This window comes from Gilliamella sp. B2923 (genome assembly GCF_026536565.1).
Classification (GTDB): domain Bacteria; phylum Pseudomonadota; class Gammaproteobacteria; order Enterobacterales; family Orbaceae; genus Gilliamella.
Window position 1 is genome coordinate 11,918 of sequence record NZ_JAFNNZ010000009.1, and the last position, 21,005, is coordinate 32,922.

The 21,005-nt window shown below is 37.9% G+C and carries 18 protein-coding genes; 5 read left to right on the top strand and 13 right to left on the bottom strand.

The annotated features are described in order from the left end of the window. Positions 1–94 precede the first annotated feature (94 nt). Positions 95–1,363, top strand: a complete 1,269-nt coding sequence (locus J3U42_RS09785) for a PAAR domain-containing protein (RefSeq protein ID WP_267336347.1) — start codon at positions 95–97, stop codon at positions 1,361–1,363. 755 nt (positions 1,364–2,118) lie between these two features. Here J3U42_RS09785 and yfaU read toward each other — a convergent pair. From yfaU to J3U42_RS09820, 7 genes are all read right to left on the bottom strand, one after another. After that, on the bottom strand, positions 2,119–2,925 hold the full coding sequence (gene yfaU / locus J3U42_RS09790) for a 2-keto-3-deoxy-L-rhamnonate aldolase (protein ID WP_267336348.1): 807 nt from the start codon (positions 2,923–2,925) through the stop codon (positions 2,119–2,121). A 54-nt stretch (positions 2,926–2,979) separates the two neighbouring features. Beyond that, entirely contained in the window at positions 2,980–4,245 is a 1,266-nt protein-coding gene (locus J3U42_RS09795) for an MFS transporter (protein ID WP_220218249.1), read from the bottom strand. 138 nt (positions 4,246–4,383) lie between these two features. Next, positions 4,384–5,589: an L-rhamnonate dehydratase gene (gene rhmD / locus J3U42_RS09800; protein ID WP_267336349.1), complete on the bottom strand. Its 1,206-nt coding sequence runs from the start codon at positions 5,587–5,589 to the stop codon at positions 4,384–4,386. A 27-nt stretch (positions 5,590–5,616) separates the two neighbouring features. Then, positions 5,617–6,375, bottom strand: coding sequence for an IclR family transcriptional regulator (locus J3U42_RS09805; protein ID WP_220218247.1), 759 nt, complete (start codon positions 6,373–6,375; stop codon positions 5,617–5,619). A 481-nt stretch (positions 6,376–6,856) separates the two neighbouring features. Then, a complete protein-coding gene (gene ilvD / locus J3U42_RS09810) occupies positions 6,857–8,569 on the bottom strand; it encodes a dihydroxy-acid dehydratase (protein WP_220218246.1) in 1,713 nt (570 codons plus the stop codon). A 28-nt stretch (positions 8,570–8,597) separates the two neighbouring features. Continuing rightward, positions 8,598–9,866, bottom strand: coding sequence for an MFS transporter (locus tag J3U42_RS09815; protein WP_220218245.1), 1,269 nt, complete (start codon positions 9,864–9,866; stop codon positions 8,598–8,600). A 14-nt stretch (positions 9,867–9,880) separates the two neighbouring features. Then, positions 9,881–10,798 (bottom strand): dihydrodipicolinate synthase family protein, encoded by a 918-nt coding sequence (locus tag J3U42_RS09820; protein ID WP_267336350.1) that lies wholly within the window; start codon positions 10,796–10,798, stop codon positions 9,881–9,883. 222 nt (positions 10,799–11,020) lie between these two features. On the opposite strand from J3U42_RS09820, the gene J3U42_RS09825 reads away from it, so the two are divergent. Then, positions 11,021–12,163: an iron-containing alcohol dehydrogenase gene (locus J3U42_RS09825; RefSeq protein WP_267336351.1), complete on the top strand. Its 1,143-nt coding sequence runs from the start codon at positions 11,021–11,023 to the stop codon at positions 12,161–12,163. A gap of 55 nt (positions 12,164–12,218) precedes the next feature. Here the strand turns inward: J3U42_RS09825 and J3U42_RS09830 are convergent, their stop codons facing one another. Continuing rightward, positions 12,219–12,968 (bottom strand): IclR family transcriptional regulator, encoded by a 750-nt coding sequence (locus tag J3U42_RS09830; RefSeq protein ID WP_267336352.1) that lies wholly within the window; start codon positions 12,966–12,968, stop codon positions 12,219–12,221. Positions 12,969–13,226: 258 nt separating this feature from the next. Here J3U42_RS09830 and pgi point away from each other — a divergent pair, with 258 nt between their 5' ends. Next, positions 13,227–14,876 (top strand): glucose-6-phosphate isomerase, encoded by a 1,650-nt coding sequence (gene pgi / locus J3U42_RS09835; RefSeq protein ID WP_267336353.1) that lies wholly within the window; start codon positions 13,227–13,229, stop codon positions 14,874–14,876. Positions 14,877–14,969: 93 nt separating this feature from the next. On the opposite strand, the gene crr is transcribed toward pgi, so the two are convergent. From crr to J3U42_RS09855, 4 genes are all read right to left on the bottom strand, one after another. Then, positions 14,970–15,473, bottom strand: coding sequence for a PTS glucose transporter subunit IIA (crr, locus tag J3U42_RS09840; protein ID WP_220218240.1), 504 nt, complete (start codon positions 15,471–15,473; stop codon positions 14,970–14,972). 9 nt (positions 15,474–15,482) lie between these two features. Then, positions 15,483–17,210: a phosphoenolpyruvate-protein phosphotransferase PtsI gene (gene ptsI / locus J3U42_RS09845; protein WP_220218239.1), complete on the bottom strand. Its 1,728-nt coding sequence runs from the start codon at positions 17,208–17,210 to the stop codon at positions 15,483–15,485. A 51-nt stretch (positions 17,211–17,261) separates the two neighbouring features. After that, entirely contained in the window at positions 17,262–17,519 is a 258-nt protein-coding gene (gene ptsH, locus J3U42_RS09850) for a phosphocarrier protein Hpr (RefSeq protein WP_220218238.1), read from the bottom strand. A 144-nt stretch (positions 17,520–17,663) separates the two neighbouring features. After that, positions 17,664–18,008 (bottom strand): hypothetical protein, encoded by a 345-nt coding sequence (locus J3U42_RS09855; RefSeq protein WP_267329058.1) that lies wholly within the window; start codon positions 18,006–18,008, stop codon positions 17,664–17,666. Between the two features lie 129 nt (positions 18,009–18,137). Here J3U42_RS09855 and J3U42_RS09860 point away from each other — a divergent pair, with 129 nt between their 5' ends. Next, on the top strand, positions 18,138–18,680 hold the full coding sequence (locus tag J3U42_RS09860) for a UPF0149 family protein (RefSeq protein WP_220218236.1): 543 nt from the start codon (positions 18,138–18,140) through the stop codon (positions 18,678–18,680). A gap of 27 nt (positions 18,681–18,707) precedes the next feature. Then, a complete protein-coding gene (gene pepP / locus J3U42_RS09865) occupies positions 18,708–20,018 on the top strand; it encodes a Xaa-Pro aminopeptidase (protein ID WP_267336354.1) in 1,311 nt (436 codons plus the stop codon). A gap of 117 nt (positions 20,019–20,135) precedes the next feature. Here the strand turns inward: pepP and J3U42_RS09870 are convergent, their stop codons facing one another. Then, positions 20,136–20,978: a TonB family protein gene (locus J3U42_RS09870; protein WP_267336355.1), complete on the bottom strand. Its 843-nt coding sequence runs from the start codon at positions 20,976–20,978 to the stop codon at positions 20,136–20,138. Positions 20,979–21,005: the final 27 nt, after the last annotated feature.

A 21,005-nucleotide genomic window follows, 5' to 3' on the forward strand; every position in this document is an offset into this window, starting at 1 on the left:
AAGTTAAATATGAATTAAATGTTTTGTTTTATTGACTTACAAGTAAACAACAAATAGCATTAATTAAAATAATAAATAGGAATAGGCAGCATAAATGACTAAAGAGATAGCATTAATCAATAATTATACTACTACTGGAGGGCGAATAATTAGCGGAGATCAACGTGAAGTTGCACATGGATATGCAGTTGCCTTGTTAGGGGATAAAACTACCTGTCCTAAATGTAAGTCGATAGGAACAATAATTGAAGGGGCTATAAACTGGTTAGTTGATGGAAAGCCTGTTGTTTATGATGGTTGTATTGTTGCTTGTGGTTGTAAACCGATTGGATGTAATCGTGTTATTGCCAGTAAAAGTTATCTGTTTGTGGGTGTAACTAGTGATCACTACCTACCTTATGCGTCTTCTTTATCAAGTAAAGAATCCACTCATTACACTAATGGATCACAAATAAATCAACACTCCAATTTTACAAAAAATAAAATTTCATATTTACACAACATAACTACTAATGAAAAAAATTTAATTCGTGCTGATGCACACCATCTTTTACAATGTGTAGATGAGCTTTGTGAAAAACATTTATATCATAACGATATAAAACAAGCTTTTAAACAAAATCTAAAGGCATTTGCTAATAATATTGTTGAGCAGGTAGATAACAACACAATATCCTATCAGCAAGGCTCTGAAAAAATCAAAGAAGAAGAAAAAGATCTATGGGATCAATCATTCGAGTGGGTGACTAGGGGATTATCTATTCTTGGTGGAACAGGTTTGCTGATGGCTGGAGCAGCAATGTGTACTACAGGTATTGGATGTGTGGTTGGGGCATATTTGGGTGCTCATGGCATAAATAGTATCCAAGAGGGGGTTTTGGGAGAAGATGGCTTTTTGAAATCGGCTTATCAAGAAGCAGCCAAACAATTAGGTATGTCAAAGTCTGTTGGTAGTTTTATTTATGACATGGTTGATATAGGAATATCGGTTAAAGGAAAACTTAAATTAGTGCCCAAAATAGGGGAGCTGGGCGAGCCTGTCAAAAAATTATGGTATTATGGTCGTCAAGATCTTGTTCGTTACTATAGGCAAATGGGAAAATGGGCTCTTGCTTCAGAAATTTTTAGTGATATGGTTTCACTAAAGTCCATTATAGAAGATTTTAAAAATATTTTTGTTTATGATAAAGATACAAAACAATCGTCATTAAGTATATCTGAACCGGAAAAAATCACGAATATAGGTAATTTAGTTGATAGTTGTGTGATAGTTCACGTACTCACATTTGATGAAAATGAAGAAGCACCCGGACATTACTATCGTTGTATAAGTCCAAATGGTGAACAATATGAGATTAAATAAATTTTAAGGATGATTATTGATGCTAATAATTGTTGTTTTTATCTATTATTTTATATCAATCACCACTCTTTGGATTTGTTATTATTTTCGGCGTTTTACTGAAAAAGATTATAAATATAATAATAGTTTGAGATGGAAACGCCGATTTGCAATTATATTGACATATGCAATGGTTTTTTTTCAAATAACAGTTTGTAGCGAACGTAAAATTTTTTTTTACACAATCGATAATTATTTTATTCTTTATTCAGCTTGCTTTTTTATCATAGCTGCTATTTTTGCAATAAATTGGGTGGAAACAATAAGACATCCTTTTAATAGAAATAAAAAAATTAAATAATATTTTTTTACGCTCACATTTATTCAATCACAATCATTTTATCTGTTACAGTCGTTGATATCATTATTGATATCGGGGCTATTATCATAGGTAAATGATACATTTTTATGGTTTTTTGGATTAACTTCGATTGTTCTATTTGGGTATTTTCGGCTGTATGCTTGTTGCCGTTGTTTAGCTACTCAATAACTATTTTTCGATTGTGTCGTAACGGTTGATGAGTGTTAGTAAATTGTGCTTAGCTTGTCTGCCATGATCTACTCGCACGTTTGCATAGCAAACTTAACGGTTAAAGCCTAGGAAAAACCCCACTGACGCCTTTTGGTTATTCAAATTTAAAAAAATCGAGTTTACCCATAGGACTGGGGTTTATTTTTTTTCTTTGTTTTTTATGTAAGTTGGCTATCTTTCTTAATTAATAAGAAACATTAGATGATTGATTTGTTTTTTCTAGCTGTTTAAAGTGGCTTAATCTTTCATCAAGCGCTTGCATATACAACATGGTATCAACACCAACGGCAACGAAATTTGCTCCCCATGAAATACATTTTTTGGCCATTTCGATATCGACCGCTAAAAATCCTGCCGCTTTACCTAATTGCCTAATTCTTTTGATCGTTTTTTCAATGATTTTTTGGACTTCTTCATGTCCTGCATTGTCGGGATAACCTAAGGAGGCGGATAAATCGGCTGGACCAATAAATACCCCGTCAATGCCGTCAGTCATCACAATTTCATCAAGATTTTCTAATGCTTTTTTGCTTTCTACTTGCACCAGCAGGCAAAGCGAATCATTCACTTTTTGTATGTAGTTTTCAATTTTTCCCCACCGGGCGGCTCTTGCCACGCTCGCCCCGACACCGCGCATCCCTTCCGGCGGATAACGTGTTGCTGAAACGATTTCTTTAGCTTGTTTGGCCGTTTCGACCATGGGAATTAATAATGTTTGTGAGCCAATATCTAAAATCTGTTTAATATTTGCTTGCTGACCTTCTAAAGGGCGTACGACCGGGTGTGCTTTATATGGCGCAATGGCTTGAAGTTGTGTCAGTAGTGTTTGTGCGGTGTTTGGTGCATGCTCACCGTCAATAAGCAACCAGTCATATTGTGATGTGGCTGCAATTTCAGCCATATAGGATGTTGCGGACGATAACCAAAGCCCAATTTGTAAATTTCCCTTTGTAATTTGTTGTTTAAATTCGTTTTCCAATAAATTTTTCATTGTGTTATTCCAAATTTTTAGGAGCTTATTGATAAAATCAATAAGCTCAGTTTATTAACTATTTTTGTTAGTCTGTTTTAGCATAAATATGGTTAAGGTACCGATTATCGTGATTAACGCCAAAGTGAGTAAACCAGCCATATTGTTATTAAAAACTGTTTCGGCTTTTACACGGATAATTGGCGCAAAAAAACCACCAAATGCACCAAACATGTTGATAAAGCCGATACCAGCGGCAAGCGCTGCGCCGGATAACAGATTAGTTGGTATCGTCCAAAAAACAGGTTGCACGGCAATAAAACCAATAGCGGCAAAACACAGCGCAATAATTGCAATGGTAGGGCTGGCAAGGGCTGAAATCCCGATGCCTAAACCGGCGATGAGTAGGGTTATTGCGGCGATATTTCGTCGTTCGCCTACTTTGTCAGAATATCGCGGAATAAAATAAGTGCCAAATAATGCGGCAATCCATGGAATGGCTGCCACTAAAGATGCTTTAAATCCAACTGTAGTTCCCATTAATTGGGCAACTTGAGTGGGTAAAAAGAAAATAAGTCCATAAACACTTATTTGAATGATCATGTAGATAATGGCCAGATGCCAAACGGTAATATTACTGATAGCATCGATTATTTTAGATGTCGTTTTTACACTTTCTTCGGATGATAATTTTGCTTGTAATGCCTGTTTTTCATTTTCATTGAGAAATCTGGCATCACTGATGTTGTCATCAAGATAAAGGAAGGTGATAACACCGGCTATCACGGCAAGCACGCCTTCGATAATAAACATCCAGTACCAACCGGGGCGATCTAAAAAGCCATGCATTTCTAACAAAGCGCCGGATAGCGGTGATCCAAATGTGAGCGCTAAAGGTGCTCCCATATAAAATAGCCCCATTATTCCGGCACGATACTTTTGCGGAAACCATTGCGAAGTTAAGTAGATCATACCGGGGAAGAAGCCCGCTTCAGCCATACCAAGTAGTACCCGTACCGCTAAGAATTTCCATTCACAATCTGCATAAGCCATTGCAGCGGATAAAAATCCCCATACTAAAGTTGTTCCACCAATCCAATAGCGGGCGCCAAATTTGCGCATTAATAAATTGGCGGGTGCACCTAAAAAAGCATAAGCGACGAAGAATATTCCGGCGCCAAGCGCAAATGCTTCGTTACTTAGTCCGGTATCTATTTGATAGGCAGATTTAGCAAAACCAATATTTGCACGATCTAAAAAAGCTAATACATATAGCACTAACATAAATGGTACAAGTCTTAAACGGGTTTTACTTACCGCTTTTTCAAGAATATTAGACATAAAAACCCCCCTCTCCATACATATGATAGAGATGTAGATAGTGTTCATATGAAGAAGATTATTGGATCTTAAATTGCAGTTTTAACGTTTTTGTAAAACTGCAATCATTAATCAACAATCGTTTTTTTCTTCATATCATTAATGAGAATAAGGACGAATGAATTTACATTCACGATTTAATTCAACGCCAAAACCCGGTTTATCAAGTACTGATTTATGAATTTTTCCATTCACAGGAACAGGCTCATCAATCAGTATTGGATCAAATTGAGGGCGTAGCGTTGAACAATCGGGGCTTGTCATTAAAAATTCACTAAATGGGGTATTGGTAAATGTTATTACTGCATGGTGGGAATACACCGATGAACCATGAGGCACAACCAGTTGTCCTTTTGATTTTGCAATGGCTGCAATTTCCAGTAACGTGGTTAAACCGCCACACCAGCCAACATCGGGTTGCATGATATCAATACCTGTTTCAGATAATGTTCTAAATGATTGAATTGTTCCATGATGTTCACCGGATGTGACCATCATTCCCGGTGGGGCATTGCGTTTTAATTCCCGGTATCCTTCATATTGTTGGGGAGGTAGGCACTCTTCGATCCATTTTAAGTTATAAGGCGCACATGCGTGAGCGAGTTTTGTTGCATAGTTGACATCTTGACTCATCCAGCAATCTAGCATTAGCCAAAAATCTTCACCGCATGCTTTACGCATTTGGGCAACCATTTGCGCATCTTTCTCTATTCCTTGATCACCGTCATGCGGTCCCCAATGCGTTGGCATCTTACCGCCAATAAATCCCATTGATTTGGCTAAATCCGGACGAGCGCCGGTTGCATAAAATTGAATTTCATCACGGACGGCACCGCCTAATAACTTGTATACAGGCAGATCCGTGACTTTTCCAAACAGATCCCAAAGGGCAAGATCAACGCACGATATGGTGTTCATCACTAATCCACCGGATCCGGCGTAATACATGGTTGCGTTGAGCATTTGATCATGAATTAATTTGATATCAGAAACACATTTTCCTTCAACAAATCGATTTAGGTGTTTTTCTACAATAAAACATCCCATTTCTCCGCCGGTTGATACGGCAAATCCTGTTTGACCATTATCAGCTTCAACTTCAACAATAAGTGTGCCAAGGACATTAATACCAAAAGATTGACGCGATTGTTCATACTCTTTATACTTACTCATTGGCGTGGCGATATGGTCGTCGATCCAGTGGTGGCCGCCCTGATCGTGATAGTCTGCCCCGCCGCTCCCTTTTTCGGCGGTTGCTCCTCCCATAAAATAAGCCCTTATTTCTTTTATTTTAGGTAGTTTCATCTACTTTCTCCTTTTGTGTTACAAAAATTATTCGTACATAAGACAGCCCAACTCTTTTGAGATATCTTTTGCACACTCCTTAATTTTAGTTGTGATTTCCGGTATGACTTTATCGGTTATTTGAAATGTTGTTCCTACAGCAGATATGGCCGCTGCGATATTGTTTTGTGCATTAAATATGGGAGCAGCTATACATCTTATATTGATATAATCCTCTTGATTATCAAAACTACAGCCTTGTTGACGAATCTTTGCTAATTCTGTATGTAATGCGCTGGTGGTCATGATTGTATTTGCGGTTTTTTGTTCGAAGGACAGTTGCTTAACAATTTCGGCTATTTTTTCACTAGGTTGGAATGCTAATAAGCATTTTCCGACGCCGGAACGATAAAGGGATACTTGTTTGCCGACATAAGAACGCACACTGATTGTGCTGTGTGATTCACATTTCAAAATGTAGTAAGCGGTATTGTTGTCTAAAATGCCCAGATGAGTTAAAAGCCCGGTGTGATTGGTTAATCGGGCAAGATGTTTTTTGGCTATTTCTCTTATATCAAAACAATTTGAAGCCAGTTCACCTAACTCAACTAATTTTATCCATAAAAAATAATCACCGTTCTGATCTTGTTTGATAAATTGATACGATTTTAGTTCTTCTAATAATAGATAAGCGGAGCTCTTAGGTATTTGTAGATTACTGATTATTTCGGCGGCACTACACTTACCTTTAGAAGCGATTAAAGTAAGAATTTTAACTGTTCTTTGTAAAGCGGGTACTTTAGACATACATTCCCATATATTGTACTTTTATCCTGTATATTGGATAAGTCGATTTTACGATTATCAAATTCCGGAACAACTATTTGATTGCATAATTGTGAACTTGATCATAAAAAATCTATAATTAACAAATGGTTATTCCTCTATATTGGAATTTTTGTTGTTATTCCAATATAGAGGAATTTCAGCAAGTTTGATTGATTAAATTTTTTTGTTTGTGTTTTGTCTTAAATTAAATTGGTTTTAGTTAGAATCGATTTAGTGGTAACAGATAAGATCATTTTTAGTAGATCTGTTTCTATTTAAGGTTTTATCGGCTAAACCATTTTAAAAGGTTTGTATCAATACGCTGCATTTATTTAGTATCAGTTTGCCGATAGGATCTTCTATATCGTCATGGGCGGTATTTTATCGCTGTTGCCTACTGTAAATACGATCTTGACTTTAAAGTGCCACGAATATTGATAGGTGGCACTTTGTGTTATTGTTATTCTATATATGCACCCGCCATTAATGATTTAGCTTTTTGGGTATATTGCTTAAACACGCCTTTTCGGTTGGAATAATCCGGTGGCGTCCATTGTTGTTTTCGTTGAGAAAATATTTCAGCAATTTCTTGTGCAGATTTCATCTCGCCATTAATACCAATAATATTGAGTTTTCTTGCGTGGACATCAATTTCGACAATATCATTATCTTCAACAAGGGCAATTGGACCGCCTTCAGCCGCTTCCGGCGATACATGACCAATACATGGCCCATGTGTCGCACCTGAAAAACGACCGTCAGTGATCAACGCAACACTTCCATTGAGACGTTTATCAAAGACAATCGCATCCGTGGTCATTAGCATTTCTGGCGCACCTGATCCTTTTGGTCCTTCATAACAGATAAAAATAACATCGCCAGGGTTAACCCGATTATTAATAATAGCTTCTTGAGCGGCTTCTTCAGAATTATAAACTTTTGCCGGCCCTGTATGTTTATGCATATCAGCACTACAAGCCGTGTATTTGATAACGGCTCCGTCCGGAGCGATATTGCCTTTTAAAACGGCGATAGATCCCATTTTTTCTTGGTTAGGTTGGCGGATTAAATCATTTCGTTGTAATTTGTAATTATGCAAATAGCCCAAATTTCGGTCAAAGAAACCGGTTTGCTGCATCATTTCCAAATTATCACCTAATGAATGTCCGGTCACGGTCATGACATCCAGATCAAGTAAGTCTTTAATCATCCATTGCACCATAGGGATACCGCCGGCGAACCATAATAATTCGGTGACATATTGCCCGCTAGGTTGTACATTGGTGAGGTAAGGTACGGTATTGTTGATTCGATCAAAGACATCTGCTGTTAACTCGAAGCCTGCTGCATGGGCAATTGCCGGTAAGTGAATGAGCGCATTAGTACTACCACTGATTGCTGCGTGGACTTTTATGGCATTTTCAAATGCTGCGGGTGTAAGGATTTTACCTGCTGTTATCCCTTCTTTGGCTAGATACATGGCATGGTGTCCGGCCGATCTGGCCATTCTTCGAATTTCAGACATGGTCGATGGCGCTAATGCACTTCCCGGAAGCGCTAATCCCAGCGCTTCGGACATACATTGCATAGTACTTGCGGTGCCCATGAATTGACATGCCCCAGCGGTAGGACAACCACATCTTTGTAAGGTTTGAATTTGTTTAATATCAATCTCGCCTTTTTTATATTGTGCAGTGGCACCGCCTAGGTCTGAGGTTGTCATATTGGGAGCAGGGCGCATCGATCCGCCCGGAACATGCACTAATGGTATATCAAGTCGTGCTGCGGCAATAAGATGAGCCGGTACAGATTTATCACAACTTGAAATAAGTACCGCGGCATCATAGGGTATGACCGATCCATGAATTTCGACCATATTTGCGATAGCTTCTCTTGAGGCTAGTATATAATTCATGCCGTCGTGACCTTGCCCCCAGCCGTCACATATATCGGTGACATGACTACGTACAGAGCGTCCACCCCGCTCATGTACACCAAGCATAACTTCATAACCTAAACTATCGAGGTGATAACTTCCGGGGTGGCTTTCTCCATAACAGTCGTCAATTAGCACTTGTGGTTTTTCAGTATCTTCAACGGTATAATTCATTCCCATTCGTAATGCGTCTAATTGTGACCATAGATCCCTGGCAAATTTACATTTCTGTTGCATAATATCCTCCAATGCAGTTTTAATTTTTTTATTTTGTTGGTTTTGCGGTGATAGCCGGTAGCGTGAACAATAACAGTATTGCCATAATTAACGCCCCAACTAAGGTATACAATCCTGCATTTTTACTTACGGTTACGGTTAATAAACCAACAAGGTATGGACCGATAAATCCGCCTAGATTACCTAGCGCATTGATTGTTCCTCGCACTCCGCCTAACACATTTGCCGGGAATAATAATGGGGGTAAAGTCCAAAATGGACCGGCATACGCTTGTAGGAAAAAGCCACATAAAACCATCATTCCATAAGCCAGCCATGTGTAATTTTCTAATAATATTGATAATGTTAAACATATCGCAAATCCAATCATTGGAATGGCGGTATAGAGTCTACGATTCAATGTTTGGTCACATAATTTGGCAATATAATATTGTCCGAAAATACATAAAATGTATGGCGCTGCGGTTAATAGCCCTACAATAGACATACCACTACCGGTCAATTGTTTAATTAACATTGGCATCCAAAGGGCAAAACCGTAAAAACCGATTTGGAAGAAGAAATAGATAGCCACCAGTTTCCATAAGTTGATACTGCTTAATACGGTTTTGACACTGGCTTTATCATCTAATTTTATCAGCGCTTTATCTTTGGCAAATTGCTGATTTAACCAATCGAGTTCTTTTGGATCGAGCCATTTAGCTTGATGTGGATAATCACAAACCAGTGGCATCCAAACAAATAGCAGTGCTAACGAGATAATGCCTTCAATGATAAACATCTCTCTCCAGCCCCAAACTTCAATTAACCAGCCAGATAACGGGCCGGTGATAATAGATGCTGCCGCTAAATTCATTTGGAAAAATGCTATTGCTCTAGCTCTTTCATGGTTAGGAAACCAATGCCCAATTAATGCTAATATAGCCGGATAAACGCCACCTTCAGCAACTCCCAATATAAAACGGATGATTAGTAGTTGAATCGGATCACGAACAAACCCTGTTATCGCTGCAAAACCTCCCCAAACAACAATCGTCCATGCAATAAATTTTTTGGCGCTGTATCGTTCAGCTATTTGACCACCCGGAATTTGTAAAAAGATATAACCAATAAAAAAGATTCCTGCGACAAGACCGGCAAACGATGCTGTCATACCTAAATCTTTATTCATTCCGCCTGCAATACCAATGGCAATATTGGTTCTGTCCATGTATGCCACTATATACACCAAAATGGTTGCTGGAATGATATGTTTCCAACGACCTTTAGGAATGGTTTTATTTTCAATATTATTCATATGGATCCCTCCAATTATTTATTGATAATAGGAATTTGTGCCGACTTTAATAGTTCAACTAATAAGTCTTGTTTGTTGTTTGGTAGTTTTTTTACCGGCGCTAAAACTTCAGTTGAAATATCGATACCGGTGAGTTTGATCGCTTGTTTAATAACAGCAAAAAATGGGGTTTCAATTGCATAAATAGGCATCAATTTTGCTAATTGACGTTGTAATGTAAATGCTGTTTCATAATCCTTTTGCTTGAACGCTTTATAGATTCCCTTGGTAACTTTAGGTGCAAAGTTAAATGTAGCCGGAATACCGCCATGACCACCTAAAATCAGCGTATCTAGCATATACTCGTCAAATCCACTGAAGATGATAAAATCAGGCCGGAAAGCATGCACTTGGTTGATCACTTCCCGTGTATGGCTAATGTTATCAATGGTATCTTTTAGCCCGATAATATTTGGCACATCCTTTGCCAATCGGGTAATGACATCTATACCAATATCTTGACCGGTTAATGCGGGGAAATTGTAAAGTAGGATCGGTATATTAATATTTTCAGCGACAGTTTTATAATGGTGATAAATTGCCTCACTATTCAATAAAGCATAATAAGGATTGACAACTAAAACGGCATCAGCGCCGATTTGTGCTGCATGTTGACCGTATTCAATTGTTTCTTTGGTACTCGGGCTGGATATACCAATCATGACCGGAATACGTTGCTTGATATGCTTAACCGCAAATTCAGCCACTTCAAATCGGAGTTTAGGTGGCATATGACAAAACTCACCACCGCTACCTAAAATCAAAACTCCGTCAGCTTCATTGTTAATCAGATGATCTAATAAATTAGCCATCCCTTTTTTATCAAGATCCCCGTGTTTATCGACGATTGTCGGAACGGGTGGGAATATTCCTTTAAATTTTGCCAGACTCATTTTTTCTCCTTTGTTCATGATATAGAACTTTATTTCTTTGCCTTGAACGGATTATTGGTGAAAAAATTCTCAATTGCAATCCGAAATTTTAAAAGAAAACAAATTTTGTGATCCTCCTCTCATTGTAAAAATTATTTTTTTTGCATGTTTATTTTTTCCGTATAATGAAATTAAGTTCTTTTCTAGGAATTGTTTAAGATGTTATTAATTTAAGAGGTAAATATGATTTATTACATTCCGCCGGTTAATTTATTAGGCAAAGGTTGCCTATCTGAATTAGGTGTACCCGTAAAAAAATTGAATTGCAAAAAGGCATTTGTGGTTAGCGATAAGTTTTTATTTGGTAATGGTACGGTCGATAAAGTCGTTGATATTTTAGAAAAAGAGGGTATCGAATCAGTTATTTTTTATGATGTGAAACCTAATCCAACCGTTGCCAATGTTGAAAATGCACTCAAGTTATGTCAAGAATCGGCATGCGATTTTATCGTCTCAATCGGTGGCGGTTCTCCACAAGATTGTGGTAAAGCCGTTGCGGTTTTGGCGACCAACGGTGGTAAAATTACCGATTATGAAGGGATGCATAAAAGTAAACAAAAATGTTTGCCTATTGTGGCAATAGCAACCACAGCGGGCACTTCTGCTGAAGTCACCATTAATTATGTTATTACCGATGAAAGTAGACATGTAAAAATGATTATGGTCGATCCTAATACGCTGGCATCAATAACCGTTAGCGATCCGGATTTAATGATTTCTAAACCTGCCAATTTAACCGCTGCAACCGGAATGGATGCGTTAACTCATGCAATTGAAGCGGTGGTTGCTAAAGGGGCGATGGATGTTACTGATTCAACAGCATTATATGCTATCGCTCAAACCTTTAAATATTTAGCCAGAGCGGTTAAAAATGGTGATGATATTCAAGCCAGAGAGCAGATGAGCTATGCCTGCTTTTTAAATGGTATCGCTTTTAGTAATGCCGGGTTAGGCAATGTGCATGCTATGGCGCATCAATTAGGCGGGCTTTATGATTTACCGCATGGTGTTTGTAATGCGATGCTGTTGTCGGTAGTTGAGAAAGAAAATGCTAAACATGCACCACAAAAATTTAGAGTGATTGCACAAACCATTGGCTTTGATACAAAAGATAAAAGTGATCAAGAGTGTGTTGATTATGTGATTAAAAGAATTGAAGATTTAGCGCAAGAAGTCGGCATTCCTAAATCATTGAAGGAATTAGGTGTTAATAATCCTGATTTTGAATTATTGGCTGAAAATTCAATGAAAGATGCCTGTGCTGGTGCCAATCCGGTATTTTTTGATAAACAAAAACTGATTGAGCTATTTAAGCAGATCGCTTAATAATGTATTGAGTAAAAGCGTTAAAATAATATTGAATCGTTATGATTCAATATTGTTAAAACTTATTGGTTAGCTGTTGGCAGGCTTTACGGACGAGCTCGGAGTATTTTTCGATCTTCTCTACCGGTAGCTGAAAAAGAACGCCGGAAATACTTATCGCCGCAATTGGTTCATGATTTTTATTAAATATCGGCGCTGCGATACAATGTACGCCTTTTACATCTTCCTGATTATCATACGCCCAACCTTGCGATCGGATTTTAGCCAGCTCTTTTTTTAACTGTTTTTTGTTGGTTATGGTGGTGTCGGTATATTTGGGCAATTTGTCTTCGGGTATCAGTTGGTCGATTTTTTCATCCGGTAACCAAGCTATTAAGGCTTTACCAATACCTGAACTATGTAATGGTAATTTTTTGCCAATCCAGGTACGAATGCCAATTGCCTGATCATTTTCAATTTTAGCAATATAGACAGAATAGAGCCCATCAAGAACACCTAGATGACAAGTTAAGTTGGTTTGATCTCTTAATTTAGTCATCAATGGCTGAGCGATTTGGGTGATATCGAACTGTTCCAACGATTTATCACCCCATTGATGCAATTTTAATCCAAGATAAAACTTATTTTGATCTTGACGTAAGATACCATGCATAACTAATGCATTAAGTAGTGTTGAAGTACTGCTTTTAGGTAAACTAAGGTCTTGAAATATTTGACTAAAAGTTGCACCTTTATGACTATCTAAATAATCACAAATACGAACGATTTTATCTAAAGCTGGTACTAGCGTCTGAATATTGGGCATGAAATATCCTAATATAATAATCTACGAAATTTATTTGTTTTATTGGTTATCATTCGTTAGAAAATCTTTTTTTGAAAGGTTAAATGTATCAAATATCTTATCTTTAACATTATATTCAAGTTATTTGATTAGGAAAAGAAAATAACTTTTATTATTTTTTCTACTTACTTCATTTTGAAGGATAAATCCTTATCTTGCATCATGTTATGCATAGTTATATCATGGTTAATAGTGCAATATTATTTAAGGAATAAGTTTATGTTAAAGTCAATTGATCCAACTACCACCTCTTCTTGGAAATCCCTTCAAGCAAGCTATCAACAACAAAAAGATAAAACCATTGCCCAAATCCTCAAAGAGGAGCCAAACCGAGTTGAACAACTCAGTATCCCTTTTGAAGATGAGTTTTTGGTTGATCTGTCTAAAAACCGTATTACTCAAGCAACCCTTAAGCAACTTTATCAGTTGGCTGATGAGTGTGATTTAAACGGCGCAATTAATGCGATGTACAGCGGCGAAAAAATCAATCGCACTGAAGATCGTGCTGTTTTGCATGTAGCATTAAGAAATGTGTCTAATACGCCGATTTATGTTGACGGTAAAAATGTCATGGATGAGGTCAATGCAGTATTAGCAAAAATGGAATCTTTCAGTAAAAAAGTCATTAGCGGTGAGTGGAAAGGTTACACCGGTAAAGCAATTACTGATGTGGTAAATATCGGTATCGGCGGTTCAGATTTGGGGCCGGTGATGATTACCGAAGCGTTACGCCCTTATAAAAATCATTTAACTATGCACTTTGTTTCAAATGTAGACGGGACACATATTGTTGAGGCACTTAAGGGCTTAAATCCGGAAACGACCCTATTTTTGGTTGCTTCTAAAACGTTTACCACACAAGAAACGATGACCAATGCCCAAACCGCACGTGACTGGTTGCTTGATGCCGCTAAAGACGATAAAGCAGTTGCCTTGCACTTTGTAGCGCTTTCAACTAACGCCAAAGAGGTTGAAAAATTTGGTATCGATACCGCTAATATGTTTGAGTTTTGGGATTGGGTTGGTGGACGTTACTCTTCTTGGTCGGCAATCGGTTTATCGATTGTATTATCCATTGGCTTTGATAATTTTAAACAGTTTTTAGCGGGCGGTCATGCCATGGATAAGCACTTCCAAAGTGCACCGATTGAAAAAAATATTCCGACGTTGCTTGCTTTAATTGGTATTTGGTATAACAACTTTTTTGGCGCAGAAACTGAGGCTATTTTACCTTATGATCAGTATATGCACCGTTTTGCTGCCTATTTCCAACAAGGCAATATGGAGTCAAATGGTAAAAGCGTTGATCGTAATGGTAAGAAAACAACTTATACCACTGGTCCAATTATTTGGGGTGAGCCAGGTACTAACGGGCAACATGCTTTTTATCAATTAATTCATCAAGGCACAAAATTAATTCCTTGTGATTTTATTGCACCGGCAATCAGCCATAACCCAGTTGGTGATCATCATCCTAAATTATTATCTAACTTCTTTGCGCAAACAGAAGCATTAGCCTTTGGTAAAACCGCTGAGCAAGTTGAACAAGAGTTTATTGCTGCCGGTAAAAAACTCGATGACGTTAAGTCGATAGTGCCATTTAAAGTTTTTGAAGGTAATAAACCGACCAACTCTATTTTAGTGAAAAAAATCACGCCATATACTTTAGGAGCATTAGTGGCGATGTATGAGCACAAAATCTTCACGCAAGGCGTTATTTTAAATATCTTTAGCTTTGATCAGTGGGGCGTTGAATTAGGTAAACAGTTAGCCGGTCGAATTTTACCTGAACTTGCGGATGATAAACCCGTTAGCTCACATGATCAGTCAACCAACAGCTTGATTAATCAATACAAAAAATGGCGTTAAACCAATTATTTGAACTCTGTGTTTGAGTTTTTGCAACAAAAAACCTTCAGCGAAAACTGAAGGTTTTTTTATGAGTAGTAACTTTTTGCGATGTTATTTTTTTACACGCATAATTGGTGTTTTACCTGCCTCAACAGAGCCAGATAACTTAGTCAGTTCAACAACAGTTTCCATATTAGATATCACAACTGGTGTTAACACTGATTTGGCTTTGCTCTCAAGTAATGGCAGATCAATTTCAATAATTGTATCGCCAATTTTTACTTGTTGCCCTTCTTCTGCAATACGAGTAAAGCCTTCACCTTTAAGCTCAACAGTATCGATACCAAAGTGAACAAATAGCTCGATACCCTCGTCAGATTCAATTGCAAATGCATGATTTGTCTCGAAAATCTTGCCAATTCTACCATTTAATGGTGCAACAATTTTATTACCAGACGGTTTGATAGCTACGCCATCACCAACGATTTTTTCAGCAAAAACCACATCTGGTACATCTTCGATTTTGACAATTTCTCCACTTAGTGGCGCAATAATTTCGATGCTATTTTTGCTACCATCGGACACAAATTGCTTAATTTTATCGAATAGACCCATTATTGTCTCCTAACAGATTTGTTTTTCAGCGGTATATTTTTCAATTAAATCAAGAATTTCTTTCGCTGTTGCTTTTTCTAATGCATTTTCAGCAAATTTCTTCGCTTCTTCGTAATTGGTGTTACGAATCAGTTTTTTGATTTTTGGAATCGATACCGCACTCATACTAAATTCATCAAGTCCCATACCGAGTAGTAAAACTGTTGCTCTTTCATCGCCAGCAAGTTCACCACACATACCCGTCCATTTGCCTTCTTTGTGAGAAGCATCAATAACATTTTTAATTAATGTTAACACTGATGGTGACAGTGGGTTATACAGGTGAGAAATTAGCTCATTACCACGGTCAACAGCAAGGGTGTATTGGGTTAAATCGTTAGTTCCGATACTAAAGAAGTCAACTTCTTTCGCTAAATGGCGAGCTATCACCGCAGCAGCCGGGGTTTCAATCATAACACCGATTTCAATACCCTTATCAAACGCTTTACCTTCAGCGGTGAGTTGTTCTTTAAGAATATTAATTTCAGATTTTAAGATACGGATTTCTTCAACCGATATGATCATCGGGAACATAATACGTAATTTACCAAATGCAGAAGCACGTAAAATAGCACGTAACTGTGCATGTAAAATCTCTTTACGATCCAGACAGATACGGATTGCACGCCAACCTAAGAATGGATTCTCTTCTTTTGGCAGGTGCATATAAGGGACATCTTTGTCACCACCGATATCCATTGTACGCACTATGACGGATAAACCTTTAGCCGCTTCAGCCACTTCTTTGTAAGCTTTGAATTGTTCTTCTTCATTTGGATACGCATCACGATCCATGAATAAAAATTCAGTACGATAAAGCCCCACACCTTCATAGCCGTTACGCTCAGCTCCGGCAATATCACGAACAGTACCGATGTTGCCACAAATTTCGACTTGGTGACCATCAAGCGTGACCGCAGGGAGATCTTTTAATTTGGCTAACTCTTCTTTATCACTGATGTATTTTGCTTGAACTTGTTTAAGTTTTTCTTGAGTGGCGTGATCCGGGTTAATATAAATTGCGTTGTTGATCGCATCTAAAATAACAAAGTCACCTTGTTTAATCATTTGCGTTGCATTTGATGTACCAACAATGGCTGGAATTTCTAATGAACGTGCCATAATTGAGGTGTGCGAAGTGCGTCCACCAGCATCAGTAATAAAGCCTAATACCATATCTAAATTAAGTTGCGCTGTTTCAGACGGTGTTAAGTCGGTTGCCACTAAAATACATGGTTGGCTAATCGCACTTAAATCAACGATTTCAATGCCTAAAATATTTTTTAGTAATCGCTTACCAATATCACGAATATCAGCTGCACGCTCTTTTAAATATTCGTCATCTAAATTTTCTAGCTCTTTTGCTTGGGTTTCAAATACAGCTTGAACTGCGGCATCAGCACTTGAATGTTTGCTTTTAATGCGAGAGATAACTTCTTGTTCAAGATCTTCATCTTCAAGAAGCATAATATGACCTTCAAATATGGCTGCTTTATCTTCGCCTAAAGTCGTTTTTGCTCGTTCCATAATCGCATTAAGTTGCTCGCTTGATTTTTGACGAGCTTGTTTAAAGCGGTCTATTTCAGCATCGATTTTGTTATCAAGAATTGGCCTATTATTGATCACAATAGGTTCTTCTTTTAATAATAGCGCTTTTGCAAAAGCGATACCCGGAGAAACAAGTATACCTGATACCATAACATTTAATCCTTATTCAATATTAAAACCGTTTATAGCTTATTGGGAGTTTTATTCCAATTCAGGAATTAATTTTACTAAATGATTTACTGCTTCTTTCTCGTCTTCGCCTTCAGCAGAAATTGTAATTGTTGTCCCTTGTGTTAAACCTAAAGTTTGCAATTTAAATAAACTTTTAGCACTGGCACTTTTACCGTTTGAAGTGACGGTGATTTCAGCGTTAAAGTTTTTTGCTTCTTTTACAAATTGTGCAGCAGGGCGGGTATGAAGACCGTTAGATGCAGTAATGGTTACATCTTGCTTGTACATAGTATTTTTACTCCCAAAAATATTTTCATTTTTACACAACCAATATAAATAAAAACAGCTAGAAAGGCTAGTAAGATTTGATAGATCTTTTACAATTAATCAATCTTATTTACACTTCTATTGCTAAAGCTAGCTGATATTATCTTAATATCGGTAAATTCGAGTGACTTTGTCACTACATTTATTAAATTCAACCTGTCCATGAATACCATGTTTGATATTTTCAAAGACGACCTCTTCACTGCCGTCAAGCTGTGATGCTCTAATCTCTTCCCGGCAGAATGTTTCAAATTTTTGTAACTCTTGTTCGCCATTACCCAATTGATAATTTCTAGGTAAATTCTGGCTACTTACATAGGTATGCGTTTTATTCTGCACATCAAGAATAATGATGCCTTGATTGGTAAACCATGCACTACAAGCGGTTAATGATAAAGCAATCAGTGATAATAGTAGAGGAAATTTCACAACTAATCTTAAAATGTTCAAAATAATTCCTTTATTAAGCAATGTAACCTGTTTATTATTGTTAACTGGGTACGAATTATATACTAATAATCAGTGAAAGTGCAGGGGGTGTATTTTTTACTGATATAACTGAAAATCAGGGTGGATTTAATGACTGATATGATCAATTATGACGAACTTAATCGCCAATTAATGCAAAATAAAATAGGGGTAAGTGCGGCCGAATTGCATGGTTTTATTTCAGGCATATTAGCTGGTGGTAATCTCGATGAGAGCTGGCGTCCTTTAGTTGAAGATATGTTAAATAATGGGCAGGCTATTGCTCAGCCATTAAATAAGCAGATTGAAAATTTATATCATTTAACTAAGCAGCAGTTAACCGATGAAGATTTTGAGTTCCAATTGCAACTGAGCTCTCAAGACCTGTTTACTCAAATCAATGATCTTGTTGGTTGGGTCAATCATTTTCTGTTAGGGATTGGGCTTGTTCAGCCAAAATTAAGTCGCATAAAAGGCGATGTTGGCGAAGCGATTTATGATCTAAGGGAAATTGCTAAGTTAGGTTTTGATGAAGATGAAGATCAGCAAGAGCTGGGTTTTGCTTTTGAAGAGATCAAAGAGTATGTACGCATTACTGCGATGCTCTGCTTTGAAGAGTTTAACGAGCCCGATATTATGCCAACTATCCATTAATCTCTATTTATCGCTAAGGTCATAACAATGCCAAACACAGATATCAAAACAGAGCTGTTTGCTCGTCGGGAGAAACTGCTTGCTCAAATGGTGCCAAATAGTGTGGCACTCTTTTTTGCTGCGCCAGAAATGACCCGCAGTAATGATACCCATTATCCTTATCGACAAGATAGTGATTTTTGGTATTTTACTCAGTTTAGTGAACCACAAGCGGTACTGGCAATCATTAAACAGTCTAATGATGCCAAATATGTGCTATTTAATCGCAAAAAAGACCCACTGGCTGAAACGTGGACAGGTTATCGTTTAGGACAACAAGCGGCGCTCGAAGCGGTATTGGTGGATGAAGCTTACCTTTTTGATGACATCGTAACTGTTTTACCCGATATCTTAGATGGCAAAACCACTATCTACCATGCTGATCAGCATTATGATTATGCCGACACTATTGTTAAACAAGCACTGATGACTTTAAGAGAAGGCGCTCGTGTTAAACGCGTTGCACCAACGACAGTCATTGACTGGCGCCCAATTGTTCATCAAATGCGAATGTTTAAATCGGAGTATGAGTTGCAGATTTTACGCAAGGCGTGTGACATTAGCGCAAAGGCGCACGTGCGTGCGATGCAAAAATGTCAGCCGTCGTTGTATGAATATCAGTTAGAAGCCGAAATCTTACATGAATTTGCATGGCATGGCGCTCGTTTTCCGTCTTACAATACCATTGTTGGCAGTGGCAATAATGGTTGTATATTGCATTATGAGAACAATTGCGATCAATTGAAAAATGGCGATTTGGTGTTGATTGATGCAGGGTGTGAATACCAATATTATGCCGGGGATATTACCCGAACATTTCCTATTAATGGCAAGTTTAGTCAAGCTCAGCGAGACATTTACGACATTGTGCTGGCGGCACAATATCACGCCATTGAACTCTTTAAACCCGGAACGACCATTTTAGCTGTTAATGAACAGGTTGTACGTATTATGGTTGAAGGTTTAGTTAAGCTCGGAATTATGCATGGCGATGTCGATAGTTTAATCGCCAATAAAGCTTATAGCGAATTTTATATGCATGGTTTAGGGCATTGGCTGGGGATAGATGTGCACGATGTGGGGCAAGGGCGAGATTGCATTTTACAACCCGGCATGGTGCTAACCGTTGAACCGGGGCTGTATATCAACAAAGATGCTGATGTACCCGAACATTATAAAGGGATTGGTATTCGTATTGAGGATAATATTTTAATTACACCGTCGGGCAACGAAGTATTAACGGCTAAGGTGCCTAAAGATCCTTTAGCTATCGAAGCTTTGATGAAAAAGCCGATGTAACGTTTTTTGGAATAATGCTTTGGTATCGCTATTATCAGCAAAATAAAATGGTGATAATAGCGAACGCCTGAACTGTTTGGGCATAACTTGTTGGGCGATGTTAATCGGATCGTTAATTTAATTTAATTTAATGGAACGGTCTCGATTAAAGACGATTTTAATTTTTAAATTTTTGGCCACAATCGGTTTATATTTCCATGTTTTCATGGCATTGATAACCGAACGATTAAAGATGTTATTAGGCTGAGCTTCGATAATTCTGATATTTTCCACTCGTCCGTCGCTGTTGATATCAAATAGTGCAATAACATAACCTTCTAAACGCATATCCAGCGCTCGACGTGGGTATTCGGGTTGATTGCGACTGATTGGCGAAGGATTGCCTGAATATTGTCGGTTTTCTGAAATTTGCGGCGCAACGGCGGTATTGGCAATATTTTGAGTGATTGCTTCCTGACGAACTTGTTGGCGTGACGATCGTTGCGTTGGTTTCGACTCTGGTTTCGGTTTTTGTTTTGGCTTTGGTTTCGGTTTTGGCTCCGGCTCCGGTTCTTTTTTTTCCACTACCTCTTTTTCCGGTAAGGGAATTGGCGTATCAACTACAGGCTCAGGTTCTTTGACAACTTCCGGCTCTTTAACTGGCTCAACCGGTGGCTCTTCAATAGGTTTGTTATCAATAATTTCACTATCTTCAACGCCTTTAATATCTGGCGTGTTTTCAACTAAGGATTGTTGCGGCGCTGCCATTTGGGTAAGATCGACCATTACCGCTTTGATTGAGTTATCCCCTTCATCAATAACAATTTCATTGGCAAACAGCGCTGAACTGAATAATAATCCAAATAAACATAAGTGCGTGATGACCGAAAGTGACGTATAGAAATAGCCACCTTGCTTTTTAATTGCAGGTACTTGTGGCGCTTTGTCAGTGTTGATATCGATATTAAAGTTGATCTTCATAACAGTGTTTATTTGTAACTTAAGTTA

Excerpts from the sequence above, each read along its gene's own strand:
- J3U42_RS09860 (WP_220218236.1), top strand. The coding sequence starts at position 18,138 with ATGACTGATATGATCAATTATGACGAACTTAATCGCCAATTAATGCAA.
- J3U42_RS09870 (WP_267336355.1), bottom strand. The coding sequence starts at position 20,978 with ATGAAGATCAACTTTAATATCGATATCAACACTGACAAAGCGCCACAA.
- J3U42_RS09815 (WP_220218245.1), bottom strand. The coding sequence starts at position 9,866 with ATGAATAATATTGAAAATAAAACCATTCCTAAAGGTCGTTGGAAACAT.
- ptsI (WP_220218239.1), bottom strand. The coding sequence starts at position 17,210 with ATGGTATCAGGTATACTTGTTTCTCCGGGTATCGCTTTTGCAAAAGCG.
- rhmD (WP_267336349.1), bottom strand. The coding sequence starts at position 5,589 with ATGAAACTACCTAAAATAAAAGAAATAAGGGCTTATTTTATGGGAGGA.
- J3U42_RS09785 (WP_267336347.1), top strand. The coding sequence starts at position 95 with ATGACTAAAGAGATAGCATTAATCAATAATTATACTACTACTGGAGGG.
- J3U42_RS09805 (WP_220218247.1), bottom strand. The coding sequence starts at position 6,375 with ATGTCTAAAGTACCCGCTTTACAAAGAACAGTTAAAATTCTTACTTTA.
- J3U42_RS09830 (WP_267336352.1), bottom strand. The coding sequence starts at position 12,968 with ATGCCCAATATTCAGACGCTAGTACCAGCTTTAGATAAAATCGTTCGT.
- ilvD (WP_220218246.1), bottom strand. The coding sequence starts at position 8,569 with ATGCAACAGAAATGTAAATTTGCCAGGGATCTATGGTCACAATTAGAC.
- J3U42_RS09795 (WP_220218249.1), bottom strand. The coding sequence starts at position 4,245 with ATGTCTAATATTCTTGAAAAAGCGGTAAGTAAAACCCGTTTAAGACTT.
- pepP (WP_267336354.1), top strand. The coding sequence starts at position 18,708 with ATGCCAAACACAGATATCAAAACAGAGCTGTTTGCTCGTCGGGAGAAA.
- J3U42_RS09825 (WP_267336351.1), top strand. The coding sequence starts at position 11,021 with ATGATTTATTACATTCCGCCGGTTAATTTATTAGGCAAAGGTTGCCTA.
- J3U42_RS09820 (WP_267336350.1), bottom strand. The coding sequence starts at position 10,798 with ATGAGTCTGGCAAAATTTAAAGGAATATTCCCACCCGTTCCGACAATC.
- crr (WP_220218240.1), bottom strand. The coding sequence starts at position 15,473 with ATGGGTCTATTCGATAAAATTAAGCAATTTGTGTCCGATGGTAGCAAA.
- ptsH (WP_220218238.1), bottom strand. The coding sequence starts at position 17,519 with ATGTACAAGCAAGATGTAACCATTACTGCATCTAACGGTCTTCATACC.
- yfaU (WP_267336348.1), bottom strand. The coding sequence starts at position 2,925 with ATGAAAAATTTATTGGAAAACGAATTTAAACAACAAATTACAAAGGGA.
- pgi (WP_267336353.1), top strand. The coding sequence starts at position 13,227 with ATGTTAAAGTCAATTGATCCAACTACCACCTCTTCTTGGAAATCCCTT.